Source organism: Pseudosulfitobacter sp. SM2401 (assembly GCF_042932805.1).
Classification (GTDB): domain Bacteria; phylum Pseudomonadota; class Alphaproteobacteria; order Rhodobacterales; family Rhodobacteraceae; genus Ascidiaceihabitans.
Window position 1 is genome coordinate 635,891 of record NZ_CP170633.1, and the last position, 24,795, is coordinate 660,685.

General features: G+C 54.3%; 27 protein-coding genes and 1 tRNA gene. 11 read left to right on the forward strand and 17 right to left on the reverse strand.

The features are described from left to right. Positions 1 to 3: 3 nt before the first annotated feature. Positions 4 to 1,173 (forward strand): FliM/FliN family flagellar motor switch protein, encoded by a 1,170-nt coding sequence (locus tag ACFIO0_RS03255; protein WP_390913546.1) that lies wholly within the window; start codon positions 4 to 6, stop codon positions 1,171 to 1,173. Here ACFIO0_RS03255 and ACFIO0_RS03260 read toward each other — a convergent pair. The 4 genes from ACFIO0_RS03260 to ACFIO0_RS03275 are packed head-to-tail and all read right to left on the reverse strand — an operon-like array spanning position 1,170 to position 2,733. Further along, positions 1,170 to 1,607 carry a TIGR01244 family sulfur transferase gene (locus ACFIO0_RS03260; protein ID WP_390913548.1) on the reverse strand — a complete coding sequence of 146 codons (438 nt, stop codon included), beginning with the start codon at positions 1,605 to 1,607 and terminating at the stop codon, positions 1,170 to 1,172. The two genes, ACFIO0_RS03255 and ACFIO0_RS03260, sit on opposite strands and share 4 nt — an antisense overlap. A gap of 9 nt (positions 1,608 to 1,616) precedes the next feature. Further along, positions 1,617 to 2,048 carry a DUF6691 family protein gene (locus ACFIO0_RS03265; protein ID WP_390913550.1) on the reverse strand — a complete coding sequence of 144 codons (432 nt, stop codon included), beginning with the start codon at positions 2,046 to 2,048 and terminating at the stop codon, positions 1,617 to 1,619. Further along, complete coding sequence (locus tag ACFIO0_RS03270; RefSeq protein ID WP_390913552.1) at positions 2,048 to 2,470, reverse strand: YeeE/YedE family protein; 423 nt, start codon at positions 2,468 to 2,470, stop codon at positions 2,048 to 2,050. Before ACFIO0_RS03270 ends, ACFIO0_RS03265 begins: the two co-directional genes overlap by 1 nt. Positions 2,471 to 2,493: 23 nt before the next feature. Beyond that, positions 2,494 to 2,733, reverse strand: coding sequence for a hypothetical protein (locus ACFIO0_RS03275; protein ID WP_390913554.1), 240 nt, complete (start codon positions 2,731 to 2,733; stop codon positions 2,494 to 2,496). Between the two features lie 116 nt (positions 2,734 to 2,849). Here ACFIO0_RS03275 and ACFIO0_RS03280 point away from each other — a divergent pair, with 116 nt between their 5' ends. Further along, positions 2,850 to 3,110 (forward strand): GapR family DNA-binding domain-containing protein, encoded by a 261-nt coding sequence (locus ACFIO0_RS03280; protein ID WP_390913556.1) that lies wholly within the window; start codon positions 2,850 to 2,852, stop codon positions 3,108 to 3,110. A 32-nt stretch (positions 3,111 to 3,142) separates the two neighbouring features. Here ACFIO0_RS03280 and ACFIO0_RS03285 read toward each other — a convergent pair whose 3' ends face one another. Further along, positions 3,143 to 4,018: a hypothetical protein gene (locus tag ACFIO0_RS03285; protein WP_390913558.1), complete on the reverse strand. Its 876-nt coding sequence runs from the start codon at positions 4,016 to 4,018 to the stop codon at positions 3,143 to 3,145. Between the two features lie 126 nt (positions 4,019 to 4,144). Between ACFIO0_RS03285 and ACFIO0_RS03290 the strand changes: the two genes are divergently transcribed. Together ACFIO0_RS03290 and ACFIO0_RS03295 are read left to right on the forward strand one after the other, a co-directional pair. Continuing rightward, positions 4,145 to 4,220, forward strand: a tRNA-Thr gene (locus ACFIO0_RS03290). 262 nt (positions 4,221 to 4,482) lie between these two features. Beyond that, positions 4,483 to 5,868, forward strand: coding sequence for an IS1182 family transposase (locus ACFIO0_RS03295; protein ID WP_390913560.1), 1,386 nt, complete (start codon positions 4,483 to 4,485; stop codon positions 5,866 to 5,868). Between the two features lie 303 nt (positions 5,869 to 6,171). Here the strand turns inward: ACFIO0_RS03295 and ACFIO0_RS03300 are convergent, their stop codons facing one another. The 3 genes from ACFIO0_RS03300 to ACFIO0_RS03310 all read right to left on the reverse strand — a co-directional run bounded on the left by ACFIO0_RS03300 (position 6,172) and on the right by ACFIO0_RS03310 (position 9,114). Next, positions 6,172 to 7,302: a hypothetical protein gene (locus ACFIO0_RS03300; RefSeq protein WP_390913562.1), complete on the reverse strand. Its 1,131-nt coding sequence runs from the start codon at positions 7,300 to 7,302 to the stop codon at positions 6,172 to 6,174. Beyond that, positions 7,295 to 7,867 (reverse strand): DUF4365 domain-containing protein, encoded by a 573-nt coding sequence (locus ACFIO0_RS03305; RefSeq protein ID WP_390913564.1) that lies wholly within the window; start codon positions 7,865 to 7,867, stop codon positions 7,295 to 7,297. Before ACFIO0_RS03305 ends, ACFIO0_RS03300 begins: the two co-directional genes overlap by 8 nt. Positions 7,868 to 8,214: 347 nt before the next feature. Further along, positions 8,215 to 9,114, reverse strand: a complete 900-nt coding sequence (locus ACFIO0_RS03310) for a LysR substrate-binding domain-containing protein (protein ID WP_390913566.1) — start codon at positions 9,112 to 9,114, stop codon at positions 8,215 to 8,217. Positions 9,115 to 9,211: 97 nt separating this feature from the next. On the opposite strand from ACFIO0_RS03310, the gene ACFIO0_RS03315 reads away from it, so the two are divergent. From ACFIO0_RS03315 to ACFIO0_RS03325, 3 genes are read left to right on the forward strand one after another with little or no spacing between them, the layout of a single operon-like run. Then, a complete protein-coding gene (locus tag ACFIO0_RS03315) occupies positions 9,212 to 9,988 on the forward strand; it encodes a CmcJ/NvfI family oxidoreductase (protein ID WP_390913568.1) in 777 nt (258 codons plus the stop codon). Positions 9,989 to 10,015: 27 nt separating this feature from the next. Beyond that, positions 10,016 to 10,804 (forward strand): SDR family NAD(P)-dependent oxidoreductase, encoded by a 789-nt coding sequence (locus ACFIO0_RS03320; RefSeq protein ID WP_390913570.1) that lies wholly within the window; start codon positions 10,016 to 10,018, stop codon positions 10,802 to 10,804. A 15-nt stretch (positions 10,805 to 10,819) separates the two neighbouring features. Beyond that, a complete protein-coding gene (locus ACFIO0_RS03325) occupies positions 10,820 to 11,734 on the forward strand; it encodes a 2OG-Fe(II) oxygenase (RefSeq protein WP_390913572.1) in 915 nt (304 codons plus the stop codon). A gap of 160 nt (positions 11,735 to 11,894) precedes the next feature. Here the strand turns inward: ACFIO0_RS03325 and ACFIO0_RS03330 are convergent, their stop codons facing one another. Then, the gene (locus tag ACFIO0_RS03330) at positions 11,895 to 12,848 is read right to left on the reverse strand and encodes an SDR family NAD(P)-dependent oxidoreductase (protein ID WP_390913574.1); all 954 of its coding nucleotides are present in this window, start codon (positions 12,846 to 12,848) and stop codon (positions 11,895 to 11,897) included. A gap of 161 nt (positions 12,849 to 13,009) precedes the next feature. Between ACFIO0_RS03330 and ACFIO0_RS03335 the strand changes: the two genes are divergently transcribed. Continuing rightward, complete coding sequence (locus ACFIO0_RS03335) at positions 13,010 to 13,900, forward strand: AraC family transcriptional regulator N-terminal domain-containing protein (RefSeq protein WP_390913576.1); 891 nt, start codon at positions 13,010 to 13,012, stop codon at positions 13,898 to 13,900. Positions 13,901 to 14,668: 768 nt separating this feature from the next. Here the strand turns inward: ACFIO0_RS03335 and ACFIO0_RS03340 are convergent. The 7 genes from ACFIO0_RS03340 to ACFIO0_RS03370 all read right to left on the reverse strand — a co-directional run bounded on the left by ACFIO0_RS03340 (position 14,669) and on the right by ACFIO0_RS03370 (position 20,900). Then, on the reverse strand, positions 14,669 to 15,448 hold the full coding sequence (locus tag ACFIO0_RS03340) for a sialidase family protein (RefSeq protein WP_390913578.1): 780 nt from the start codon (positions 15,446 to 15,448) through the stop codon (positions 14,669 to 14,671). Next, positions 15,378 to 15,962, reverse strand: a complete 585-nt coding sequence (locus tag ACFIO0_RS03345; protein WP_390913580.1) for a hypothetical protein — start codon at positions 15,960 to 15,962, stop codon at positions 15,378 to 15,380. Before ACFIO0_RS03345 ends, ACFIO0_RS03340 begins: the two co-directional genes overlap by 71 nt. 27 nt (positions 15,963 to 15,989) lie before the next feature. Further along, on the reverse strand, positions 15,990 to 16,430 hold the full coding sequence (locus ACFIO0_RS03350) for a c-type cytochrome (RefSeq protein ID WP_390913582.1): 441 nt from the start codon (positions 16,428 to 16,430) through the stop codon (positions 15,990 to 15,992). Between the two features lie 137 nt (positions 16,431 to 16,567). Then, entirely contained in the window at positions 16,568 to 17,293 is a 726-nt protein-coding gene (locus tag ACFIO0_RS03355; RefSeq protein ID WP_390913584.1) for a copper-binding protein, read from the reverse strand. 46 nt (positions 17,294 to 17,339) lie between these two features. Continuing rightward, positions 17,340 to 18,698 carry a multicopper oxidase domain-containing protein gene (locus ACFIO0_RS03360; RefSeq protein ID WP_390913586.1) on the reverse strand — a complete coding sequence of 453 codons (1,359 nt, stop codon included), beginning with the start codon at positions 18,696 to 18,698 and terminating at the stop codon, positions 17,340 to 17,342. Between the two features lie 12 nt (positions 18,699 to 18,710). Next, positions 18,711 to 20,174, reverse strand: coding sequence for a TolC family protein (locus ACFIO0_RS03365; protein WP_390913588.1), 1,464 nt, complete (start codon positions 20,172 to 20,174; stop codon positions 18,711 to 18,713). A gap of 297 nt (positions 20,175 to 20,471) precedes the next feature. Continuing rightward, complete coding sequence (locus tag ACFIO0_RS03370; protein WP_390913590.1) at positions 20,472 to 20,900, reverse strand: hypothetical protein; 429 nt, start codon at positions 20,898 to 20,900, stop codon at positions 20,472 to 20,474. A 593-nt stretch (positions 20,901 to 21,493) separates the two neighbouring features. Between ACFIO0_RS03370 and ACFIO0_RS03375 the strand changes: the two genes are divergently transcribed. Continuing rightward, positions 21,494 to 22,126 (forward strand): tyrosine-type recombinase/integrase, encoded by a 633-nt coding sequence (locus ACFIO0_RS03375; protein ID WP_390913592.1) that lies wholly within the window; start codon positions 21,494 to 21,496, stop codon positions 22,124 to 22,126. 195 nt (positions 22,127 to 22,321) lie between these two features. Here the strand turns inward: ACFIO0_RS03375 and ACFIO0_RS03380 are convergent, their stop codons facing one another. Next, positions 22,322 to 23,026 (reverse strand): winged helix-turn-helix transcriptional regulator, encoded by a 705-nt coding sequence (locus tag ACFIO0_RS03380; protein ID WP_390913594.1) that lies wholly within the window; start codon positions 23,024 to 23,026, stop codon positions 22,322 to 22,324. A gap of 150 nt (positions 23,027 to 23,176) precedes the next feature. Here ACFIO0_RS03380 and mddA point away from each other — a divergent pair, with 150 nt between their 5' ends. Then, entirely contained in the window at positions 23,177 to 23,920 is a 744-nt protein-coding gene (mddA, locus tag ACFIO0_RS03385) for a methanethiol S-methyltransferase (RefSeq protein WP_390913595.1), read from the forward strand. Further along, positions 23,917 to 24,525, forward strand: a complete 609-nt coding sequence (locus ACFIO0_RS03390; protein ID WP_390913596.1) for an OsmC family protein — start codon at positions 23,917 to 23,919, stop codon at positions 24,523 to 24,525. The genes mddA and ACFIO0_RS03390 overlap by 4 nt, the downstream gene beginning before the upstream one ends. The last annotated feature ends 270 nt before the right edge of the window (positions 24,526 to 24,795 follow it).

Sequence of the window (24,795 nt, forward strand, 5' to 3'; positions counted from 1 at the left end):
GTAATGACCCTTGCCAAGGCCATGCGCTTGCAAGCTGCGCGTATCGCGGATGACCTGTTTGATTTGCCGTTGGCGATCATTGGCATCGTGATTGAAGAAACAACAGGTGAGGCGTGCGCTAAATACTTTGACGAGGATGCCTTGTTGGTTCTGCTCGACGGTCCGGAACGTCGGGTCGGGGCTGCGCTTGTTGCGCCTGACATTGTCGGTGGCTTGATCCAGCAACAGACAATGGGTCGCGTGACAGCACCTTTGGGTGACACACGTGGGATGACTTCCACGGATGCGGCGATGGTGGCGCCATTGCTCGACGCCCTGTTTGAGCGGGTCACACCGGTGCTGGAAATCGAAGAAGAAAAACGAATGATGACGGGCTACAAATTTGGCTCGCACGTCGAAGGTCCACGCGTTTTGGGGATGGCGCTGGATGCGCAAAACTATCATGTGGTCCGCTTGACGATTGACATGGCTGGCGGCGCGCGTCAGGGTGACATGACGATTTTGCTACCGTATGTTCCGGAAATTGCACTATTTGATCCGGACGCCGCTGAGAACGAGACCGGACAACCTGCTGTTCCACAAACGTTGAGTGATAGCGTTATGCGATTGCCTGCGGAATTGAATATGGTGTTGTGTCACGTAACCTTGCCCTTGGCGTCTATCGAAGGGCTAAGTGTCGGGCAAACCTTGCCACTGCCGCAAAACACGTTTCCTGAAACCCAAATTGTGGCTGCGACCGGGCGGATTATCGGAACCGGAACATTGGGTCAGATAGACGGGGTGCGTGCCTTGCGTTTGGCGCGCGATCCAATCCACGCCACGCAACCGCGCCGTCGCTTATCTGATCGCGACGACTTGGATTTACCCGAGATCGAAGCCCTGCCAGATGCGCCGCGCCGGAATAATGCCGCATCCGGATCATTCGCGGGGCAATCTGACGGGATGGAGTCTTTGGAATTGGGGGAGGACATGGGCGGCATGTTGCCAGCTCTTGATCTGCCCACCACTATTGATGACGCAGGCGGCGATATCGGCGAAATTCCTGATTTGGCTGATCTCAGTGGCGGTGGGGCAATTGCAACGTTGCCAGATATCGGTGGGCTGCCAGAGCTGGATGATTTACCTGATCTTGCGGACCTGCCGGATCTGGCTGCATTGTCAAAAACAGGCTAACCTTTGCCGGCTGTCTTCGACACCCCCTCTAGCGTGGGGCGCATACTTTCTAGGGCGTAGCCGCCTTGACGCGCGGACGCCAGAATATCATCGACGTCCAAACCTTGCATAGCCGATCCAATGGCCCAAGCAACGGTGCAGCGGGTTCCAGATGCGCAATAGGCCAAAACAGGCCCTTCGTGCTGCGCCAACTCCATATGCCGCGCAATCACATCCAAGGTCATAGTTTGGTGCGTCAAAGGCAAAACGTGAAATTGCAATCCGGCCGCATGCGTTGCGATTTCCAATTGTGCGGCTTGTAGGTTTGACGGCACTTCTTCATCGGGGCGATTGCAGATGATAGTTTTGATCCCCGCAGCCGCAATGTCAGGCAGATCGGTTGGATCAATCTGGGGGGCCACATAGTAGGTGTCGGTAATTGCTCGGATGTCCATGATTATGATTTAGGCCGCTTGATCTGATCTGTCTAGATAGGGGCTGAGCAAAGGTGTTGCCCACATCCCCGCCAACATGGCTATGAAAAACAGCGCGCCGGTCCAGCCGCCATAGCTGAGCGATGCAATTGCGGGTCCTGGACAAAGTCCGATTAACCCCCAACCTACGCCGAACAAAACTGATCCGGTGATCAATCGACGGTCTAACAGTGGATCTGGGGCAGGGGCGAATTCTCCGCCGACCAGGGGTGTTCGACCCGGAACCATGCGCCACGCGAGTGCCATAGGGATAATCGCGCCGCCCATCACAAACGCCAAAGTCGGGTCCCAAGCGCCAAAAAGATCAAGGAAACCTTGGACCTTGGTGGTGTCGGTCATGCCCGAAATATGTAGGCCGGCACCAAACAGGCCGCCCGCGATCAAAGCAAAGATGATACGCATCACATGCCCTCCATCATCAAACGCAAAACAACAACCGTCACAACGCCTGCACCAATGTAGATTAGTGTTGCGACTATGCCGCGCAGGGAAAACCGTGAAATTCCGCAAACGCCATGACCGGATGTGCATCCGTTGGCGATCCGCGTTCCGATGCCAACGCATAGACCTGCCGCGATCAATAATACTGGTGCGCTGGCGGCCCCCGTTACGACAGGAATACCAAATTGCAAAACCGCAGGGACCGCGACCAATGCGGCTAAGAATGCGCCGCGTTCAGCCCATGCACCGCGCGCCGTTCCATCGACCAGGCCGCCGATGATGCCGCTCGCGCCCATAATACGACCATTGCCGAGTAGATAAACCGCGCCGGCCAAGCCAATTAGTAGCCCGCCGATCAATCCAAATATCCAGTCTATTGGCATCGTTAGGCCCTCATGTTCAGGTGTTAAGAAAAAGCGATTCCGACGCCGACCATCATCAAACCGATCACAGACAGAAACAACGCGCCCAGATTGAGCGGCAAGACCGATTGCAAAACGGCCTGCATGTCATCATCGGCCAATTTGGCGCGACGCGCACGAGCGACTTTGACGATACACCAAAAAATGCCCAGTAGACCGACGAGCGAAATGGCGGCTCCGGACCAGATAATCATGTCGAAAATTGAAGTGTTTTGCTGTTCCATGCCCGCTCGCTACCTTAAAAAACCAGAACGGGCAAGATCGCCCATTGCAGGCCCTAGATCGCACGGGTATCCAATGGTTTGTCACCCCGTCTGTGCAATATTCAGGAGCCCCCGACATGACCGACACCGCCACAAATGCCGAAAGCTACCGCGTCACTGCAGACGAATTGCGTCAATTCGTTGAACGGGTTGAACGTCTGGATGCTGAGAAAAAAGACCTTGCTGAGCAACAAAAAGAAGTGATGGCCGAGGCCAAGTCGCGCGGATACGACACCAAAGTCCTGCGTAAAATCATTTCGCTGCGCAAGCGTGACCAGAACGATATCGCCGAAGAAGAAGCCATTCTGGAAATGTACAAAGAAGCGCTGGGCATGTAGCCAACTTTGGCTAAGCGTTCTGGGATGCCGTTTTAGGGCGTCATGACGCTTACGCCCGGAATGCGCTGGATGGCAAAGACGTCCTCGTCATAAGTATCGCTTAAGTTGTCCACGATTTCAGTGGTCCAGCCGGGCATATCCAGTTCTTCTTCGATCTCGTCTTCGAGCGCAAATTTGTCCAAAAACGCTGCAATCACGCGGCGTTTTTGCATTTCTGTCATGACCGGGTGTGATTTTAGGTAGGCGCGAAAACGTTTCATGCCTTCTGGCGACATGATTTCACGCAACAAATCAAAGCCACCAATGATCTTTTCCCCATGTTCTAACCCTGCCATTTCACGCACGATTTGCGCCCAGATTAACGGCGCATCTTCTGAGCACCACACTGTAATAGCGACTTGAGGGCAGGCGGCGCGCAATGCTTTGAGAGTGTCCGACCAGCGAATGTCACACGGATCAGGGACGCTCAAAAAGCTTTGTAAATCAGGGGCTTTCGATTTTTGATACACAGCTGGCAAGAACGTCGCTGGGTTCTTGATTGCCATGAACAGTTCGATTTCATCATTGGGAAAGAGGCTGCAAAACTGGCGCAATTTTACCGCCGAGGTCGGGTAAATAACACCGTCGCGGACCGCCGACATCGCAAAGCCAAAGAAATGCCCGTTGGACAGGATCATTCGATCTGCGTCTTCTTCGTCCAGAATTGCATCCAACAACACATCGCGCGCACCTTCGGCTGGCGGCGCAGATTTTAGAGCATGCAAGGTATGGCGGATCAAATCGCGATATTTCCCGGGGCCCGGAACCGCGATCCCACGCTTGGAAAACGACTCACGATTGCTCAGCAAGCATTTCAGCAGTCGTTCTTCTTCGGTAAAGTGCGCACCGGCATGTAAAACGAGCTGCATGATCCCCCAAAACCCAATGTTTTTGATGTTATTCTTATATCGCAAAAGAGGATTAGGAAAACCTTGAAAGACGTGTCATTTTTCGTCTTGCGCCACAGGGGCAATCACATTAAATGACCTCGCAGTGCCCCTATAGCTCAGCTGGTAGAGCAATTGATTTGTAATCAATAGGTCCGCGGTTCGAGTCCGTGTGGGGGCACCATTTATTTATTAGAAATACATTTATTACAGTAACTTATATGTATTTTCTGCAGACCTATCCCCCAATGCATCCCCCGCCGGAATCCTGTTTTACGTTCTTCGACAGGTCGGTTGAGCCATAGATGCTTTGGTCCGCTCTTACGATAGTGATCGGTTAATGGTCTCGATGATAGGCGCTCATCGGCTTATTTTGTTGAAAAACTCTTGCTTGATCGAGGCATGAACTGCTGATTCAATTCGTCCAACGAGTTGGAGGATTGGCGATGTTGGGACCAAGACAGGAAGCGCAAGCGGCGCTGTTCTATGAGTTCTCGCTGGAAGATCATGTCCCACAGGACCACCTGCTGCGCTCCATAGATCGGTTTGTTGATCTGAGCAGCATTCGTGCTCATCTGGCCGATTTCTATAGCCACACTGGGCGCCCGTCCGTCGATCCCGAACTGCTGATACGGATGCTACTGGTCGGCTATTGCTTCGGTATCCGGTCGGAACGGCGACTGTGCGAAGAAGTTCATCTGAACTTGGCATACCGCTGGTTCTGCCGTCTTGATCTGAGCGACCGTATTCCGGACCATTCAACCTTCTCGAAGAACCGGCATGGGCGCTTTCGCGAAAGCGAACTGCTGCGCCATCTGTTCGAAACGACGGTTGCACGCTGTATTGGGGAAGGCCTTGTCAGCGGGCAGCGCATGGCTGTTGATGCCAGCCTGATCGAGGCGGATGCGAACAAACAGCTCTCTGCGTCCACGGAAGAATGGGACGTAGGCCGGATCGATGTCGAAGCTGCGCCACGCGCTGTGAAAGAGTATCTCGACACGCTAGATGAGGCCGCCTTCGGGGCTGCAACACCCGTGCAGCCAAAGTTCACATCCTTCTCTGATCCCGCCAGTCAATGGACCGCAGCGCGCAAAGGGCCTGCATTCTTTGCCTATTCCGACAACTATCTCATCGATACCGATCACGGTGTCATTCTTGATGTCGAAGCCACCCGCTCGATCCGGCAGGCCGAGGTAGGATCCACCAAAGCTATGCTCAACAGGGTTAGGACAAGGTTCAACCTACATCCTGAACGGCTGATTGCTGATACCGCCTACGGCTCTGGCCCGATGCTCGGCTGGCTGGTGGACCGCAAGATCGCGCCGCACATCCCTGTTATCAACAAAGCCGGTCGCACCGATGGGACATGGTCCCGCGCAGACTTTGAATGGGACGCTGAGAACAACCAATATATCTGTCCTGAAGGGGAAGCGCTAAAGCAATTCCGCCGGAACTATTCGGATCCCAATCGCGGTCCCACCGGTAAGGGCGTCGTCAAATACCAGGCTCTCAAACATATCTGCCAGGCATGCCCGTCCAAACCCAAATGCTGCCCCAAGGCCGACTGTCGCAAGATCACCCGTGAAGAACACGAAGACGCCCGTGATGTGGCTCGCGCCATCCGCAAGACAGCCCAATACAAGATCTCAGCAAAGCTCAGAAAGAAGGTCGAGATGCTCTTTGCCCACCTCAAACGCATCCTCGGCCTGGGGCGGCTCCGACTACGCGGTCCATGCGGTGCAAATGACGAATTCCTTCTCGCCGCCACCGCACAAAACCTCCGCAAACTGGCCAAGATCTTTCCTGCACCGCAGCAACCGCGAAAAGCCTGACCAGAAAGGCGCTCGCGCAACCATCGTCTCACCACTTTCTGCGCCCGCAACACGTTGTTTTTCGACAGAATGGGCGGATTCCGGACCTTTGCTGCAGTTGCAAATTTTCTATTCTCCTTGTCGAAAGCGGACGATCAGCGTAGCCTACAGATCGACGTAAACTTCACATACAGGGGCTTATGCCCCTATAGCAATGTAGCCGCAAAGCACCGTGTGCGACCCATCGGTGATTAGCAGGGTGCGGGCCGCTTGAAAAAATAGTGGATGACTAGGTCTGTTAACCATAAAAGTTGAATTTGGAGTTCACGATTGAGGCGAGAAAAGGTTACTTCCTGCTAAAGATTTGAGGTTCCGAATATTCAAGGCCTCATACGACCGTGCATTTTTGCGCAGGTCAGCAGTAAAACTAATTGGATGGCCATATTTGTGAGCCTCTAGAACTAAGTTGTAATCATCGGGGGACAGGCCGAAGCTGATGCGCTTATTTTCGCCGCCAACATTCGCCTTAATAGACACCACTCCGGATTTTGTTACAGCCTCACGCCTAAAGCTGATGGTCTTTCCATGAACGTTAACATTGTCCAAAGGCGGATCCTTACGGAACTCAATTGCAGCTTTTTCAAACCGTTCAGACAGTGTGGCGGGAATATCCACTTTAGTTCGCTCAGGGCGAAAGTTGGAACTAGGGTTTATAGAAAAAATTACGCGTTCAGTACCTTCAATCTTGAGTAAATTGCTGACCGCTGAACACAGGTTAGCATTTACGCCCTTCGTAACCAGCGGAACGAACCGTTCATCAAACCAGTTTGATTCTTCAAATGACAACTTCGCTGCATTTGCCGCTTCATCAGTGGCATTTAGCAAGGTTTCCACAACTCTGGCACCATAAGGCTGCGGAGGCTCGAAACCGGGCAAAACATTAGTTTCCTCCTTCATAACGGGAGCAAGAACGGTCAATATAAAACTTCCGTGCTCAGTTTGGCCCAAACGTGCAGTTTGTAAGAATGTCTCTGCAAGCCCAGCTCTTTTCCCCGCATAGGATCTGCGTGGCTCGATCACCGCACTTGCGGAGGAAATTAGTAAATCTCGGACATTTCCTATCAGCTTAACCCCATCACTCAAAGAGACGGTTCCGTTCATGGAGCTGGGGCCAACCGTCGACACTTTCAGCGTCTCAAAACCGCTCATTAGCATTTGGCGAAATACAGTTTCGGTATTTAGGTCTTTCTCCGAAGAAATTTCCTCCAAGGCTTCAAACATCCTTGACGGGAAATCTCGTGTTCCTTCTTTCGGGATTAAGACCTCATAGTCACCTTTTGTCCAAACGCTAAAATAGGGCTGCGAACTATATTGTTCCCAGCCGTTGGCCCCAAGAAACCCCAAGACATTGTCAGGCTTTAATAGCGTCAACATGCTTGTATCAAAATTACTCATCGGTTGGCCCCTTCGCTGCGAACAAATCTTGACCGTCGGCTGTCCCTTGCATCGCTTCATGAAGGAAAGTCGCAGAGAAAATGTTAGCTTTAGGTATCCTAAGAGTTTTGGACTGTTGCCCCTCGGGGAGCGAAGGCATTCCCCTAAGTGATATCCAGTATGAGCAAAAACTCAAACTTGTTGTTTCGTTGGTATATTTGATCCAAGCGTCGCAATTGTAAGGAACTAAAGTTACTACCAGCAACCTCGGACTCGCCACCATTACGTCACGAAGACTATCATAAAGCTCTAAATCAACTTGGTAACCGAAGTCCTGTTGTTCGGTTGGCAACGGCGAATGTACTAAGTAGCATTTAGATTGCACATCAATTTTGGGCTTGTTGATGACTTTCCCGCGAACTTTTGAAGAGATTGTAAAATCTAGTTTGTCATCGTCTGGCTCTGGCTTTGCGACACCACAGCCCAAAGACGAGCAGATAGCTCTAATATGCGCACCTGCAAAGCCTTCCTGTTTGGCAGAAAGTGCAGAGTAAAACGTCGGATCACTTATGGTTGGGAAGTTCATGAAACGGACTCAATAATAATAAACCAACTACAACCCTTAAGCGAAAAGAACGCAAGCCATCATGTTGAGCTGATGGCAGGAGACTTAAATACTATGGGTAATAGTGTTAGGTGTCGGAGCGCTTTGCTACTGATGAGTGGTGCCTCAAGGCTCTTATTGCACCTACAAATTCAAAAATTTACCCAAGAATTGTTAAGGAGGCATGGAGGCACTAACTTTTTGCCTGTCGCACGAAAGTCCGGAATGCGGGCTGCGACTGCGGCATGCCGACCAGTCGCTGAACGGCAGCTTTGGGCCGTAGTTGCCTCTGGCTGATCAACTGCAGCTGAGGTGCTACGCCGCACGTTTTACCAGGTCTGCCGTTTCCCAATGTGTTCGATGAGAAAGTCCATAAAGACCCGCACTTTGGCCGAGACAACGTTGCTTTTGGGATAGATCAACCACAGGGCGGGTTGGTCTGCGGCCTCAAAGGTCGGCAGCACGCGTTTCAGTGTTCCGTTTTTGATGTCTTCATGCACCAGCCACAGTGAGTTGAGCGAGATGCCTGCGCCGTCCAACGTCGCTTTCTTTTGCGTCAGCCCATCATTCAGCACTACCTTTTGCATTGCGCGCTTGGGATCGAACTCTCCGGTTTCCTCGCCCCGTGATACAAGGCCCCGCGGTTCCAGATCACCGAAAGCGATCAAGCGATGTGTATCTAAGTCGTCTGGCGTCTGCGGAACACCGAAACGGCTTAGGTAGGCGGGCGACGCGCATAATATACGGCGATCGTCGGCCAGTTTGCGAGCGGTAAGACTGCTGTCTTCGAGCACCGCGTTGCGTAAGGCCAGATCATAGCTGCCCTCGATCAGATCAAAACGCGCGTCTGACAGGTGTAGGTCTAGCGTGAGGTCGGGGTATTTATCCATGAACAACGGCAAAAGCGGCGCAATATAGATTTGTGCGAAGCTGCTGGGGGCTGCAAAGCGCAGCGTACCAGAGATTTGCGCCCTGCCTTTGCCCAAGGCAGCAAGGGCTGCCTCTTCCTGCGCGATCATCTCGCGGGCGTAGGGCAAAAAGTCTTGGCCCTCTGACGATAATGACACCTTGCGGGTTGAGCGGTGCAACAGGTCAGCACCCACGAGATGTTCCAATTTGGCAATCCGGTTGCTTGCCACGGCCGGGGCCATGCCCAGGGCGCGACCTGCCGCGCTGATGTTGAGCGTCTCACAGGCAAGCACAAACAGACGGAGGCTTTGGGTATCCATATTATATATTTTTCCCGAATACTGAATTCACTTACTGCCAGTTTATTTAAATTTTGGAAAGTCTAGTTAGGAGGTCAAGGCAACAAAGGAGCACCTCATGACCCGGACCGCCATGGTGAATTATCATGTTCACAAAGACGAACGTCAGGCGTTTGAACTGGACGCGGGCGAGATCGTTGGCAATCTGATCTCACCCGAACTCGCCCCGACGAAGGTCCATGTCGCGGATGCGCGTGCTGTTAATGTTGGCGCTTTCTCGGACACATCTGTGGAGTTCAAACAAGCGGCTACCGGCGTGCAATCGTTTGGGGATACACAAGATTGGCGGCCTACCTATGACGCTGAGCTAACGCAGATTTTGCAAACTGAACTGAACGCGAAAGAGGTCATCGTCTTCGACCACACTGTCCGCATTGATGATCCAAACGCCGACCGTAAGCCCGCGCGTAATGTTCACAGCGACTACAGCAAAAGCGGTGCGGAACAGCGGTTGGTCGATCTTCTTGGGGCTGAAAAAGCGGCGCATTGGGCCAAAGGGCACTACGCCTTCATCAACATCTGGCGACCTGTGGGGGATCCGATCAACTCGGCTCCTTTGGGCTTTGTTGTGCCGGACAGCGTCGCGGATGCAGATTGGATCACGCTCGATTTGATCTATCCTGATCGCAAAGGTCAGATCATGGGGCTGGCGGTCAATCCGGAGCATCGCTGGATCTATATGTCCAAAATGACGCCGGATGAGGTCGCGTATTTCAACATCTACGACAGTCGGGGCCAGCCATCTGTCGCGCATAGCGCTTTAGATATGACTGAGGACCCCTCCATCCAAACGGTGCGCAAAAGCATCGAGAGCCGCACTTTGGTGCGCTACTAGACACATTACCTTTTGAAAGGGATCACCATGACAAAAACAATTCTCATCACCGGTGCAACGGATGGCATTGGGCTGCTTACCGCGAAAAGCCTCGCGTCCGAGGGCCATACGATCTTGCTTCATGGTCGTAGCACCGCAAGGCTTGAGGCTGCTGCGAAAAAGGTCGGCGGCACCACGCACAGCTATGTGGCCGATCTTTCACGCATGGCGGATGTGACGGCAATGGCTGATGCGATCCGCAAAGATCACGGGCAGCTTGATGTCGTAATCAACAATGCTGGCGTGTTGAAGATCAAGGATACACTGACCGCCGATGGGTTCGACGCACGCTTTATGGTCAACACTTTTGCACCCTACGTTTTGACCCGCGCCCTACTGCCGATCATCCCTAAGGATGGGCGGATCGTGAACCTATCCTCTGCCGCACAAGCGCCTGTTAATCTGGACGCCATGCAGGGGCGCGTACAACTGGACGATATGGGGGCCTATGCACAAAGCAAGCTTGCCATCACCATCTGGTCGCGCGAAATGGCCAAAGACTTAGCGAATGGACCTGTCGTCGTCGCTGTGAACCCGGGCTCACTCCTCGCGTCAAAGATGGTCAAAGAAGGTTTTGGCGTCGCGGGCAACGACCTGCAAATCGGTGCGGACATTCTGCGCGAGGCCGCATTAGGCGCGTCCTTTGCCGATGCGACCGGCAAGTACTTTGACAACGATAGCCAGCAGTTCGCGCAGCCGCACGCAGCAGCAATGGATCCGCGACACAGCGCAGACGTGATGCAAGCCATTGAAGAGATCACAAACACGCTGGCTTGAAGCCAAACAGGAAAGATGAAGACCATGGACCGCAATTCACTCGAAACCGCGCGCACGATTGCGCGCCCCTCCCGCGACGCGATGTTGCAGCGTGACATCTCTGTTCACCACTTTTGGAGCCAAAACCGCGACTTGTTTCAAGACGCTTGGGCGGAATGGGAACAGGGCGGAAACGGGCACACCTTGGATGCATCGCTTTATGATCCCAAACTGCGCGAAGCGGTTGAACAGGCGTGGGCTGACCCCACCAAGGAAGGCGCTGTCAAAGACCTGTGGAAAGAGGTGTTTCCCGGCGTGTATGAAGCGCAGTTCTTTGACCCTGCCAAGCTCTCAATTCTTCGGGACTACATGACCAAGGTCGCTGATGCAGGCATCCCGCTGCGCCCGCCTTACGGCATCTCACTGAACAGAGGTGGCGCGATGCTCGATAGCCGGTCCGAAGGCTACCTTGCCGCGCCGAACTTTCAAGTCTTTTACCGCAATCTGATGGACGCATACATGCGCCCCATATCGCGGCTCTTGTTCTCGGATGTGATGGGCTATGACACGCAAACATTTGGATTTTCGATCCAGTGGCAGGCCGATGCCGACACGTCACTGCGCGCCCACACCGATGCGTCATCGGTCACGTTGAACATCAACCTTAACCTGCCGGGTGAAGATTTTGCAGGTTCCGGCGTCCGCTTCTTTGATCGCGAAACGCGCAAAGTGAGCGAGCTAACCTTCGCCTCCGGCACGGCGTTGATTCACCACGGCAGCGTGCCCCATGAATCGATGCCAATTACGCAAGGCGAGCGGTCGAACTTCGTCCTTTGGCTTTATGGCAATCAAGGCCAGATCCCACCGCATGGGGTGAAGCCTGATCAAGTTGAGCCGCATAAACGATGGGCCATAGTGTCTGCTGACAGCGATGGGTTTGCGCCATTTTGAATCAAGGCGCCCCCCGAGCCGAACTGCATTGGGGGGCATCAAAACAAACCTAGTTGAGATCACTGCTAGGGCCTGTCGAACGGCAGGGTTGCATCACATTTCGGCGTCCCTTTGGCCCAGCCGGTGTGCAATTGCCTTGGCGAAGCAGGTGGCATTGGGATCAGATTTTCCACTCAAACCCAACAGCTTCTTCGGACACCTCCCAGAGACGCGACATGACAGCCTTGTCATGGGCATGCGTGTTCAGTGTGCCCTTGCCGACAGGGCCGACCGTTTCCATGCGACCGGTCGGGCCGTAGAGGGCGCGTTGCTCGGGCAGGGCTTCTTCGGTTGCACACATGACCTCGGGGTATGAGCCTTGTTCCGCAGTCTGGACCATTGGCGTCTTGGTCATCAGCCACCAGATGAAACGCATCGTGCGGCCACCGCTGGTGGAGATCAGCGATGTGGCCGACGAGCCCGGATGGCAGACGAAGACCTCGACATCCTTGCGCCCCGCTGCGGCCAGCCGGTCTTGCAATTCGTAGGCGAACATCATCTGCGCCAGCTTGCTCTGCGAATAGGCGGTGTTCGCGCCGTAGCCCTCATCCCAGTTCATATCATCGAACTTGATGGTCTTGAGACCCATGTTGTAGCCGAGGCTGGCGACGACCACGATCCGGCCTTTGCTTTCGGCGATGCGGTCAAACAGCAGACCATTGAGCAGAAAATGCCCCATGTGGTTGGTGCCAAGTTGGCTTTCGAACCCATCGACGGTCAGCGTGCGCGTCGGCACCTGCGCGATGGCCGCGTTGTTGATCAGCGCATCGATCCGAGGCACCGTTTTCAGAACTTCTTCGGCGGCTTCGCGCACGCTATCCAAAACGGACAGGTCCATGCGAATGAAGCTCACGTCGGCCTGTCCGCCGAATTCCTGTTTCAGGTCCGCGATTGCCGCCTCGGATTTCTCGGCCGAGCGGTTCAGCATCACCACCTTGGCGTTCTTTTTCAGCAAGATGCGCGCGGCTTGAAAGCCTGCTCCAGCGTTGGCACCGGTGATGATGTAGGTCTGGCCTGACTGGTCGCCGAGGCGCTCGGGTGTCCAGCCTTTGGGTCCGAATGTCGTATCTGCCATGTTCTGTCTCCTGCCAGCCCAAACTGGCGGTTTGAGGTGTTGTTGCTTGAAGGCACATATAGAACTTGGCTGGGCACGAAAACAGGCGATATCCTATCGATTACTTGCCCAATCGTCTCAACCCCATTGCAAAGATGAAAGTCCTCTGCCAGCAAGAGTGCATGAGCAAAGACAAGATCAAAAACCTTATCGAGCGCCGTCTGCCAGAGGCAGGCCTCGTCGATGCCGCGTTGAAAGGCGTCCAGCTATTCCGGGTGACCGAGGCCATGCCCTGCGTGCCTGCAGTGTACGAGCCCACGGTGGTGGCAATACTCAACGGGACCAAGGAGGCTGTGCTGGACGGTAAACGTCACGTCTATGGCAGCGACAAATACCTGCTGTGCCCGATGACATTGCCAGTTGAAGCAGGCACACCAAAGGCTTCGGAACAGGATCCTTTGCTCGGCGTAATGATCACTTTGGATTCGCGTATAATGCGCGCGCTCACCATGGAGATAGAGGCGGCTGCCGGTGGCACTAGACAGTCCCAGGGCGAAGCGCCGTCTGCTTTGGCATTAGCGCCCTGGGATGTTGGTTTCTCGCATACACTGCTGCGGCTTCTTGAGCTGCTCGACAATCCGGTTGATCTGGAGGTGCTTGGGCGAGGGCGAATGCGCGAGTTGTGTTACGCGGTGCTCATGGGCGAGGCCGGGGCCGCCGCAAGACGGGCCTTTGGCGTCGGTAACGAAATCGCGCGGACCATCGACTACCTCTCAACCCACCTGAACGAGCAGCTCACCATCGACGACATGGCCGACCACGTTGGCATGAGCCGTGCGGTCTTCCATCGGCGGTTCAAGGAAGCCACGACAATGTCTCCGATACAGTTCGTGAAATCCATGCGGCTGAACCACGCCGCGATGAAGATCGCCGAAGGGAAGACCGTGTCGGAAGCAGCCTGGGACGTGGGTTATCAAAGCTCCTCTCAATTCAGCCGTGAGTTCAAACGGATGTACGGCCAGTCGCCCCGGCAATGGAGCAACGCCGCGCAGGTGCCTCAACTATTGAACTAAGGGACACCTTTTACTGCCAGCTTGCAGCGAATGTCCGGAAAGCGGGCTGCGACTGCAGCAATCCAGTACATGGTCGAGTGACCGGTTTGGGCCGTCCGTGTCTTAGATCGAGATGAACATGCTGCGACCGATCTAATGGCAGCAGTGAGCCCAATTTGTGAATTCAGTTTTTTCGCTGCGCGCGCTCGCAGCATGTAAATCGCCGCAGTTGCTCGGTCTTCGACGCTGCGCGGCGGCAGGGATAGTCGCCTTTCGTTCGTGGCGCAGCAAAGTATTGGACCGCAATTCTCAGGTTGCGGGACATCGCGGATTTGTGCAGGAGCAGCTAATGCTCATGCAGAGATCGATTGCGTTAGCAATTTATCTTGTGCTGTAATGCCGCAGGAATTGCCGAACCGGCCATTGATTGCCCAAGCAGAGTCCAATGCTCAAATCGCTCTTTCCTTGCAACGTAGATCAACAATCGAGACACAGGCTTTGCTGCCTTTCGATGCGCCCACCTCATGATTCGATCCAATGGCGGAAAATAGTCGACCCGTTCAATCAATTTTGAGCAGTTAAGTAACATTTACCACAACCGTTATGTGATTTGACCTTCGCCCTCCACCATCTTTACAGACATTGTAGATGCAACCCCGGTTATTTCAGCAACCGTTGCACGGCTTTTGATGTCTGTTAAGCCGCTTGTCGGAAGAGACGCAAGTCAGCCCGATTCAAAGCGAGTCATTGGTCGGTTGCCAAGTCACCAATATGCTCGGGTCCGCGTTGTTATGGAGCGATAGCTACTTCTACCAATCGGATGGTTGTACCTCCGGCTGAGCCCTCTGCTGATCCGGTCCATGCAACGTAAGCCCCCCCGGCTTTGCGGGCCATCCGGGGAAACCCAACAGATTCCCGACCGAGATTGACGTGCAGGGCCTTTGGCGTTGTGCACCCCGACTCTTGTGAAACGCGGCACATGATGATGGCCTCCCCTTCTTTCGCGTATTCCATCCAAAGCGCCAGTGCAGTGCCATCCGACAATTGCAGGACGTCCACCCGCCCTCCGGGTGCGCCAAGATCAAGGGGCAGTGGGTCATCAAACTGCGCACCGCCATCTTTGGAAAAGGCTATTTTGACGTTTGCGTCGCCGTTGGCCCCGGTAAACCAGATAACGGCCACGTCCATTCCCACCACATCGACTGCCGGACCATTGACCGGGCAGCCTGCTATTTCCCATCCATCCGCATGGATACTTGCAGGCTTGCTCCAGCCCCCCCCGCGCATCCTTATGACGGAGATATCGCGAATTTCTTTTGCTGTTCGATCCCGGTAGACGGCAACGATATCACCCGCGCCTGTGCGGACTGCAGAAGTCTGGCAGCAGGTACAGGCGCGCGCATCAAGCAGGCTTTCGGGGGCCATTGTTCCGTCAGGGGTTACGCGACGGGCACGAACCTGCATGGCATTATCAAAGCTGTCGTTCTCTGCCTGATTGTCATAGGCGCGCCCATCCAACCAAAGCGCTGTCAGCCCCCCGATTGAGTCTGGAACAAGAGACGAAGCCATGTTCGCGCTGTGATCTGTCATCGTGAGGGACCATTGGCGCGGTCCAACTTCGCCCTTCATCAGAAGAAAATGCAATATTGACGTCGTATTGATAACTACCTGGCCCATTGAGTTCGAGCCAATGTGCCGCCAAAGTTCCATCCGAGAGCGCCACCACTGAGGGGAAATCCGCCCAGTTCACGAACATCGTCCGCGATTGGTGGATTGTGCGTATCGGTGACCACTCAGAGCCTTCCAGCAAAGCCATCCGTACTGCCGCATCGGCGCCGCGGTCTTCCGTCCAACTCATCACAACACGGTCATCTGCAAGGGTTGTCAGCGACGGTTCTCGGGCGTGCGGTCCGACTGGGGTGCTGATCTCGCGAAGGCTGAAAGCAGCAGCTTCTTGGGCAAGTCCCAAACTGGCAACGCTGATGAAGATACCAATTGCAATGCTCAGAATGGCGCGCAGGGCACGGCGCTCTACAGGCTCGCGATATCGCGCATGTTCAACTCTCATCTGATGACGCAGCAAGCGTTCTCCTTTCCAGCAGATAGATGGTTAGTTGATCCCGTTGGCGCGTTGCAATGCGCGAATGTAAGCCACGATATTCAAAACATCTGCTTTGGTCACTCCTTCAACTGCAGGCATGTTTCCGAATTTCCAGTGATGCGCGCGGACACCGTTTTGCGCTGCCAACAAGAAGGCCATGTCGCCATGGTGGCTCGGCTCATAGATCTTGTGTACCAAAGGTGGGCCAACGCCGTCTTGACCTTGCCCATTGGCTCCATGGCACGCAGCACAAGCGGCATCATAGGCCCGTGCGCCCAGCGGCTGCTGATCTGAGAATACGCCTGGCACAATAACGGCAACTATCGCCCCATCCGGTAAGATCGGGCTTGTGGCAGGTGCCCTTTCATCTTCATGGTTACTTGACTGCATGAGGAACCACGCGCCCGCAACCACCGCGACCAGCGTAAGGATTATGGCTGCCCCTCGCATTTGTTCAAGCTCCCGTTTTCAAAGTGTTGCCAACCCCAAGTGCCTCCTCCTGAGAAGGGACCGGAACGATCCAAACTGCTGTTGAACCGGGGCCAAAATAATCAGGGCGTCGGCTGTGACGAAGCCCTGTGCCAGTCTTACTTCATCTGCGTAACTGTCAATTTCCCTTTGATACGTTCAGCGACGAATTCGATTTCCTGACCGACTGACATTCTTGCTAATGTGGCTTCGTCTGCACGAAACACCATTGTCATCGCGGGCATGTCAAGGCTTGGCAATGGGCCATGAATGATGGTCACCTTCCCGGCTTTTGCATTGATCTTCTTGATTTTGCCTGTGGCGTACTCCACATCCGCCTGTGCCATCTTCTCACCCACTGTGATCGGCCCGCGCATGCCAGACTCGTAGTGGCCGGGGATCAGGCAGGCGAACTCGAACGTGCCTTCATTGGTAAAATTCCAGATGACTTCGCCAGTTCCGCCCTCGTCCAAACGCACGGAGTTCGGATCATCATGCTCCATATCCATTTTTGCCATCAGTTCTTTGTGCTCGACATTTCCTTCGACCGTATCGATCACAAACTCATGCTCCAGCTCGCCCTTGTTGGTGATGTTGAAGCGGATGGTTTCGCCCCTTGCTATTTCGAGCAACGCAGGTTCAAAGATCATTTTACCACCGTCTGTTTCACGCATGGTGACGTCGATGGTGCGATCAACGTTTGCTGCATCACCCGGTTTGCCGATCATCATTTCAGCATGTTTGTCGGCATGATCATCACCGTGGCTGTGATCGTTGTTTCCAGCCGCAAAAGCAGGTGCAGAAAGGGAAAGCGCAAGCGCGGTTGTCAAAAGTAGGTTTTTCATCAGTTTTTCCTGTAACTTTGAATGTTCGATTGTATCAAAGGGCAGATCAGCCCTTGGACGTCGGTTTTGGAGTCAGAAGGGTTTTGGGGCTGGTGTTGGAGGCAAAGTCGGGCAATTCACCCGTCCATTCGTAGGCCTGCTCACCCGGAGGATTTTCGTACCAACCGGGATCAGAGTAGTCGTGAGCGTCAATCCCCTGTCGCACCTTCACGACCGAGAACATGCCGCCCATTTCGATGGGTCCATGCGGACCCCAACCCGTCATCATCGGGACAGTGTTGTCAGGCAGTTCCATTTCCATCGTGCCCATATCCGCCATACCGGCGGTGCCCATAGGCATATACTCCGGCTGGAACTCACGAATTTGCCGGGTCAAAGGTTTCTTGTTCACACCAATGAATGTCGGCACATCATGGCCCATCGCATTCATCGTATGATGCGATTTGTGACAATGGATCGCCCAGTCGCCCAGATGCTCGGCCACAAATTCGTAAGCGCGCATCGCCCCAACCGGGATGTCTATGCTGACCTCGGGCCATTGCGCGGCTTCCGGCACCCAACCACCGTCGGTACAGGTCACTTTGAAGTCATAGCCGTGCATGTGGATCGGGTGGTTTGTCATGGTCAGATTGCCAACTCGAACGCGGACCTTGTCACCATGATTTACAACCAAAGGATCGATGTCGGGAAAGATCCGGCTGTTCCAGGTCCACAGGTTGAAATCCGTCATCGTCATGATCCGCGGCACATAGGTGCCCGGATCAATGTCAAAAGCGTTCAACATGATCAGGAAGTCACGATCAACGGGCATGAAGGTCGGGTCTTTGGGGTGGACCACAAACATGCCCATCATTCCCATCGCCATCTGCACCATTTCATCGGCGTGGGGATGGTACATGAAGGTGCCAGACTTGGTCAGATCGAACTCATAAACATAGGTTTTTCCAGGTGGAATACCGGGGTGGCTCAGCCCGCCGACACCGTCCATACCTGATGGCAAGATCAATCCATGCCAGTGAATGGTCGTGTGTTCAGGCAGCTTATTGGTAACGTAGAACCGCACCCGGTCGCCTTCCACGGCCTCAATTGTGGGGCCTGTGGATTGGCCGTTGTAGCCCCACAGATGCGCAATCATACCATCTGCCAGCTCGCGTTCCACGGGTTCGGCAACAAGGTGGAATTCCTTCACACCATTGTTCATGCGATGTGGCAACGTCCAGCCATTCAGCGTCACGACAGGGTTGTAATCCGGCCCTGAACTGGGGCGCGCTGTAATCGCAGTGGCAGCACTATCCATCTGTGCGGCCTCGGGCAGGCCCATATTCAGGGTCTTACCCCATGCCTGGGAAGAGACCAGCGTTGCACCTGCGGCACCGGCCCCGAGCAATTGACGTCTATTTAACATGTCGTCTTCCTTTCAGTGTCCTGCGCCGCCACCAGCGGCAAGTGTTGCGCTCTCTCCACCAGCACCAGCGCTGCCGGAACCGCCGCCATAGATCGCGGCAGTCAACTCGGCTTGAGCCAAGTAGAAATCACGTTTCGCATTCGCAGCCTCCAGCGATGCGCCCAGGCGTTCGCGCGCATCTGTCAGCAATTCGAAGGTGCTGGTGATCATACCGTTGTAAGACAGCAAGGCTTCTTCCTCGACGGTCATGCGCAGAGGCACCACAACATCGCGGTAGTGCCGGGCGATCTTGTAGGATGCGTGATAGGAGTTTTCCGCCCCGCGCGCCTCCGAGCGTACATTCACTGCCCGCTCCGCCAGCACATTAGCCGCCTGAAGATACATCAGCTCGGCTTTGCGCATCCGCGCCTTGCCTGTATCATATATCGGGATCGCGAATTCCAATTCCAGTTGTGGCGTTGTTTCAGTTTCAGTTTCGCCATCCTCGGCTTCGCGCTCGGTCTCGAATCCCGCAATGATTTCCAGATCGGTCACCAGCCGGGTTTGATCGGTCAAACCAAATGCAGCGGCCTGTGCTTCAAGCCCCAATTTTGCAACGCGCAAGTCAACGCGGTTGCGCAGCGCCTTGCCTTCAACGTTTGTGACGCGCCCAATGGATCGGGGTAGCGCGGGCAGCGAATCTGGCACGTAATAGTCAACCTCAGCGCCCCACAGGCCCATAAGCTTGGTCAGGTCTTCCTTGGCGCGGGCCGCGTTCAGCCTTGCTTTACCCAATTGCCCGGCAAGTTCGGCGTTGAAAGCATGCTCACGCGCTTGTCCCGCCTTATTCAAAGCGCCCGTCTCGCCAAGTTTGAGCGCGAGTTCAGAGCCCGCGTCAGACGTTGCCTTTGCGCGTTTGAGATAACTCACAGCCTCAAAAGCCGCGACCGCATTTATCCAGGCCTGACGGGTTTGATTGGCCAGAGAGAGTGTATCATTCACGGCGGTTAGCTGTGCTGCCCGGAAGTTGACATCAGCCAAAGCGATCCGTTGTTTGCGGATCTTGGCATCCAGAATATTGGTCGCGATCATGCCTTCGATTGCACGATAAGCACCCAATTCCGCAGCGCCTATCCCCAGGATACCAAGGGACACGACAGGGTTTTCAGGTGTCGCTTGTTGCCAGGCTTCGGCGGCAGAAAGCCCCACATTTGCGTAGGATGCCTGCAGGCCCTTGTTGTTGAGTAACGCGACTTGAACAGCGGTATCAGCGGAAATTGTCTTGCGGTGCACCATCCCATGTACTTGCTTTCTCAGCGCTTCGTTTTCAGCCTGAGTTTCCGCAAAAACGGTCCGCTTCCCAATTGCCGGCGCAATCTGGCCAGCCACGTTGGCGAACCCCGCTTTCGGCTCGGTGAACGCTGCTGGTATTTCAGCGGCGCAAGCACCAAGGACCAACGGGACAATCAAGACGAGGGGTCGTGTTGAAATACGCATCAGTTGCCCTCCGTTTGTTCTTCATTGACGGAACGCCAGTCACGCGGACCAGTTGGGCCACGGTAGGTGTATCCGGCCAATGGATCTTGATATCTGATCGGTGATGCGACTGCCGTACTTGTGACGGCTTGTTGTGCCGCAACGATTGGCAGGGGCGTGGGCTCGTAAGCGCATGCGCCCAGTCCGAGGGCACAAGCCCCCCAAATTAGATGGATTTTCATAAATAATACCTGACTGATGAACTTCGGACTCACGCACAGACATGCGTAAAACGAAGGTTCTTCTGCGAACCTTAGATCAGATCAGGAATTGGGGAGGGCGCAGGAAGCGTGATGGGTCGACAGAATTTCTCTGGGCGTAGCGCATCAGATATCTGCCACCTTCAACATGAATCGCGAAATCATGGCCAGTCTCGTTGAGAACAGCTGAAACGCATATGTCATTGCAGCATTGGTCAGACTTTTGGTCATTAAAAATCTTGTTAGAAACAGATGAATGTTCTTCATGCTTATGCGCAGACGAACTGGCACCATGATCATGACTTTCAACATCAAGATCGACATTGTCCTGAATTGCATGATGCTCGTCGTGCATTCCAGAAGCCGCATGAGACGCTGTTGGAGGTGACAACACCAAAGCAAATACAAACGCGAGGCAGGCGAGTGATTTGAACCAGTCAGAAATGGTTTGCTTCGGCATCATTCTTAATTCTTGGGCGACATTCAATGCCCTGTCAATCCATCCAGCGCTGGAAGGTTTCGAACTCTTTCGTGAGCGGGGCGTAGAATTATGGACCTTGTGCGTGCTCTCAAACGTTTCTGGCCTGATCGCCTCCTACTAAATCGTAGGTAACGCTGTCGACCCAGTTGAACCCATACGCATTCAAGTCGGCAGGTGGCCGAAGGAGACACCACAGAGCATTTCACTCGTCAGGACTCGCGACAGCAGAAATTGTCAATTTATGTGTCCCAAATCCTCATTGACTGAAATGGTGCATTGGGACGTGAACGGTGATCAAAGGCCCTTGTCGCCCGCAGCGTTTGAGTTTCAGGTGTACAGGTAACTTCATACTGCCTGAATGGCCGCAATCGCCTCTGCGATGCAGCAGCGATTTTCTGGAATCGCAGCAGGATTTCGTGCTGCGAGTACGCGCAGCTAGATTTGGGCACTTCTGGTTTGGGCTCCTTGCAGACCAATGCGCGCGCAGAAGACGCCTATTTGGTTGGCTTCCCCAAACGGGCCTTCAGCACTGGTTGTACACTCGCCCGGTCAGCGCGGTGCTGATGATTGGGCTTGGAGGGAGGATCGGAGGGCATATCATGCCAAGAGTCCAACTTCCCGCAATCACCCCCAAACGCAGGGCCTGGAACAAGGGACGAATTATCGGGCAGAAACGTCCATTGCTGCCAAAACAGGTGTGGGCGATCCGTGCGCGGCTCGAACTTGCAGGCAACCTACGCGATCTTGCTTTGTTCAACGTCGCCATAGACAGCAAACTTCGAGGCTGTGATCTGGTCAAGCTAGCCGTTACTGATCTTGTCAAAGGTGATCGCGTCCGCGAACGTGTTTCCGTGATCCAGAGCAAAACCAAAAGGCCTGTTCAATTCGAACTGTCGGAAAACACGCGAGAAACCGTTCTGACCTGGGTCAGAAATCCGGAGATGCTTGCTTGCCGGTTCATGTTCCCAAGCCGGTTTCACGACCGACCACACATCTCAACGCGTCAGTACGGTCGACTTGTCCGCAACTGGGTGAAGGCGATTGGTTTGGAGCCGAGTGGATATGGTACACACTCGCTTCGCCGAACAAAGGCTGCCGAGATCTATCGCAAGACTGGCAACCTTCGCGGGGTGCAACTGCTCCTTGGTCACACCAAAGTTGACAGCACGGTGCGTTATCTTGGTGTCGAACTGGAAGATGCTCTGAGCATAGCCGAGCGCATCGACATCTAACGAACCCTGGCGAACGGTCTTGCCGTTCGCCATTTCGAAGCGGTTGTCCGTCCGTCATGCGGCGTTCAAGCGTTCTGAGCCCACACCAACCGATGCTGCGTCTTGCATGAACGGCCGCTATGCTGGTTTTGTTGTTTCCTTCGGACTTCCAGCCAACAAAAACGACAAGATGAACGAGGGTCTTGCCTTTAAAGGTCATCTACCCGACGAGGCAGGCTTCACCCCAACCAAAGGGGACTGGGCCATCCAGTCATGTGCCGTATTTGTCAGATGCCTTGACCCGTCCAAAAAGACTGTCTTGGCTTCGACAGCCTCGCGCACGCCCACATCCCCCAACCAAAGCGCTACAAGATTTGCAAGCGTAGCTGTGAGGTACACGTCAACGTCATGTCCAGGGTCTGTGGGGCACAGGTCAACGGATTCACTATTCGCAATTACCCACCACATACTAAGATCGGTACGGTCGGAAATTTGCACAAGGATCACCGTTTCCCCGTCCGGCAAGCCTTCGGTATTCAGTGTGCGATGGAAATCCCACATGAACCCACCAACATCGCAATCCTGCGCCGCGATACTGCGTTTGCGCCACCGCATTCCCCAGATGGCCATGTTTTCGACAATTGGTCCAAGCTCTCGCCCCGAACGCGTCAGCTTGTAGTCGGCAGCTTGGCTGGTCGGCGCGGATTTGCGGATGATGATCTCTGCCGCTTCCAACGTTTTGAGCCGTTTGCTCAGGATCGAAGGAGACATGCGCGGGATCGCTTTTTGAAAAGCGCCAAAGCGCGTCGTGCCCAGAAACATTTCGCGCAGTAGTAGCAGCGTCCATTTGTCCCCCAGGATGTCGGCAGAGGCCATCGCCGGACATAAGCTGCCCGATATGTTTTTTGTGTTGCTGTCCATCAGCCATGCCTACAGCGACCAGGGCCGCGTGACTACTACGGATTCCGTAGTGGTTTAGTACGGATTGCGAAGTATCCCCCGATGCACGCCGCGCGCACCATATGACCAAGCCCGGTCTTTCGGGCGATTTCCTATTGAAAGGGGTTTGGCATGGGCCGCTCAATTACATTTACCTACGGCATTGCCGTCTACGTCATTTTTCTGGCGACGTTCCTCTATTCCATCGGGTTTGTCGGGAATGTGCTGGTGCCAAAATCCATCGATTCCGGCCCGCAAGGACCAATCGTCGCTTCGCTGGTGATCAATCTGGTGTTGCTGGCCTTCTTTGCGCTTCAGCACAGCATCATGGCGCGTCCAGCATTCAAACGTGTCTGGACCAATGTTATTCCCCAAGCTGCCGAACGCAGCACGTATATTTTGATGACATGCGTTGCCCTGATCCTGATTTTCGTGTTCTGGCAACCACTTCCGGCGGTCGTATGGGACGTCAGCAACACGGTCCTCGGCACAGCATTGACCGTTCTGTTTTGGGTCGGCTGGCTGGTCGTTTTGGCCTCAACCTTCATGATTGACCACTTTGATCTGTTTGGTCTGAAACAAATTTACGCAAATCTAAAAAAGCGCCAAACCGTCCAACTGGGGTTTGTGAAAGTTGGGCTCTATCGACTGGTGCGCCATCCAATCATGACCGGGTTTCTGATCGCCTTTTGGGCCGCGCCGACCATGACCGCCGGGCATCTATTGTTTACGTTGGTGACCACAGGATACATCGTCATCGCTGTGCTACGTCTCGAAGAAAAGGACCTGATTGTCCAGATCGGTGATGACTACATCACGTATCAAAACGAGGTTCCCGCGTTTATTCCCAGTATTGGGCGGAGGGCGGCAAAATGACACTGGACCCCAAACATCTGCGCCACATTCAGTCTTTCACAGATACAGAACCGCACAGCATTCTCGACCGGCAACTCCCCTTGCGAAACCGTTATCATGGCACGCCTGACGCAGCATGGGTGTACGATCACGCAAAAACCGTTGATGCCCAAGCTCCCGCAAACCATCCGCTCCACGGGCATGTGGTCTGCGGCGAAGGCATCCCAGTGGACATCCCAATATCTGTCCACAAAGCTGTAGGGGGCGAAAGCGACTTTCCATGTCCAGGCGAAATTCTGGCCGCAGCCTTGGCCGGCTGCCTTGATACCGCCATCCGCATGATTGCCAATCTCAAGGGCATCGAACTGAGCCACCTTGAAGTGCAGGTCAGCTTAGGAGCCGACGTTCGCGGAGCGTTGATGACAGGCGACAATGTGCCCGTCGGGTTTCAAACTGCGCACATGAAGGTTGATCTGAAAACAGAGTGTGACATGTCAACGCCGCACCTAAACGCGCTGATCGATGCAGCGGAGCGAAGCTGTGTCATCTTGCAAACACTGCGCGCTCCTCCCACTGTGGAAATTGAACGCAGCTTTGGTGATTTGGGCAACCTGGGGACAGCCTGAGAACAGGATATGGATTCCTCAACATCGGACCTTTAGATTTGATAGTTGAACAGCAGAAAAGTCCGCTCCACGATGGTCGGTTCCGGTTGCGGCGAAAGGACAGTTTGAATTTCGCGCCTCAGATTGGCTCTCAATGACCGCTCTGGCGACATCGGCTGCAACGCAGCGATATGTGTGCCGCACCCGCGAGCAGATGCTGCGTTAGCAAACACCCGGAAGTACAACGGCTGAAAAGTCCGCGTCTCACCAGTTCATGGCTGGCGCAGCGAA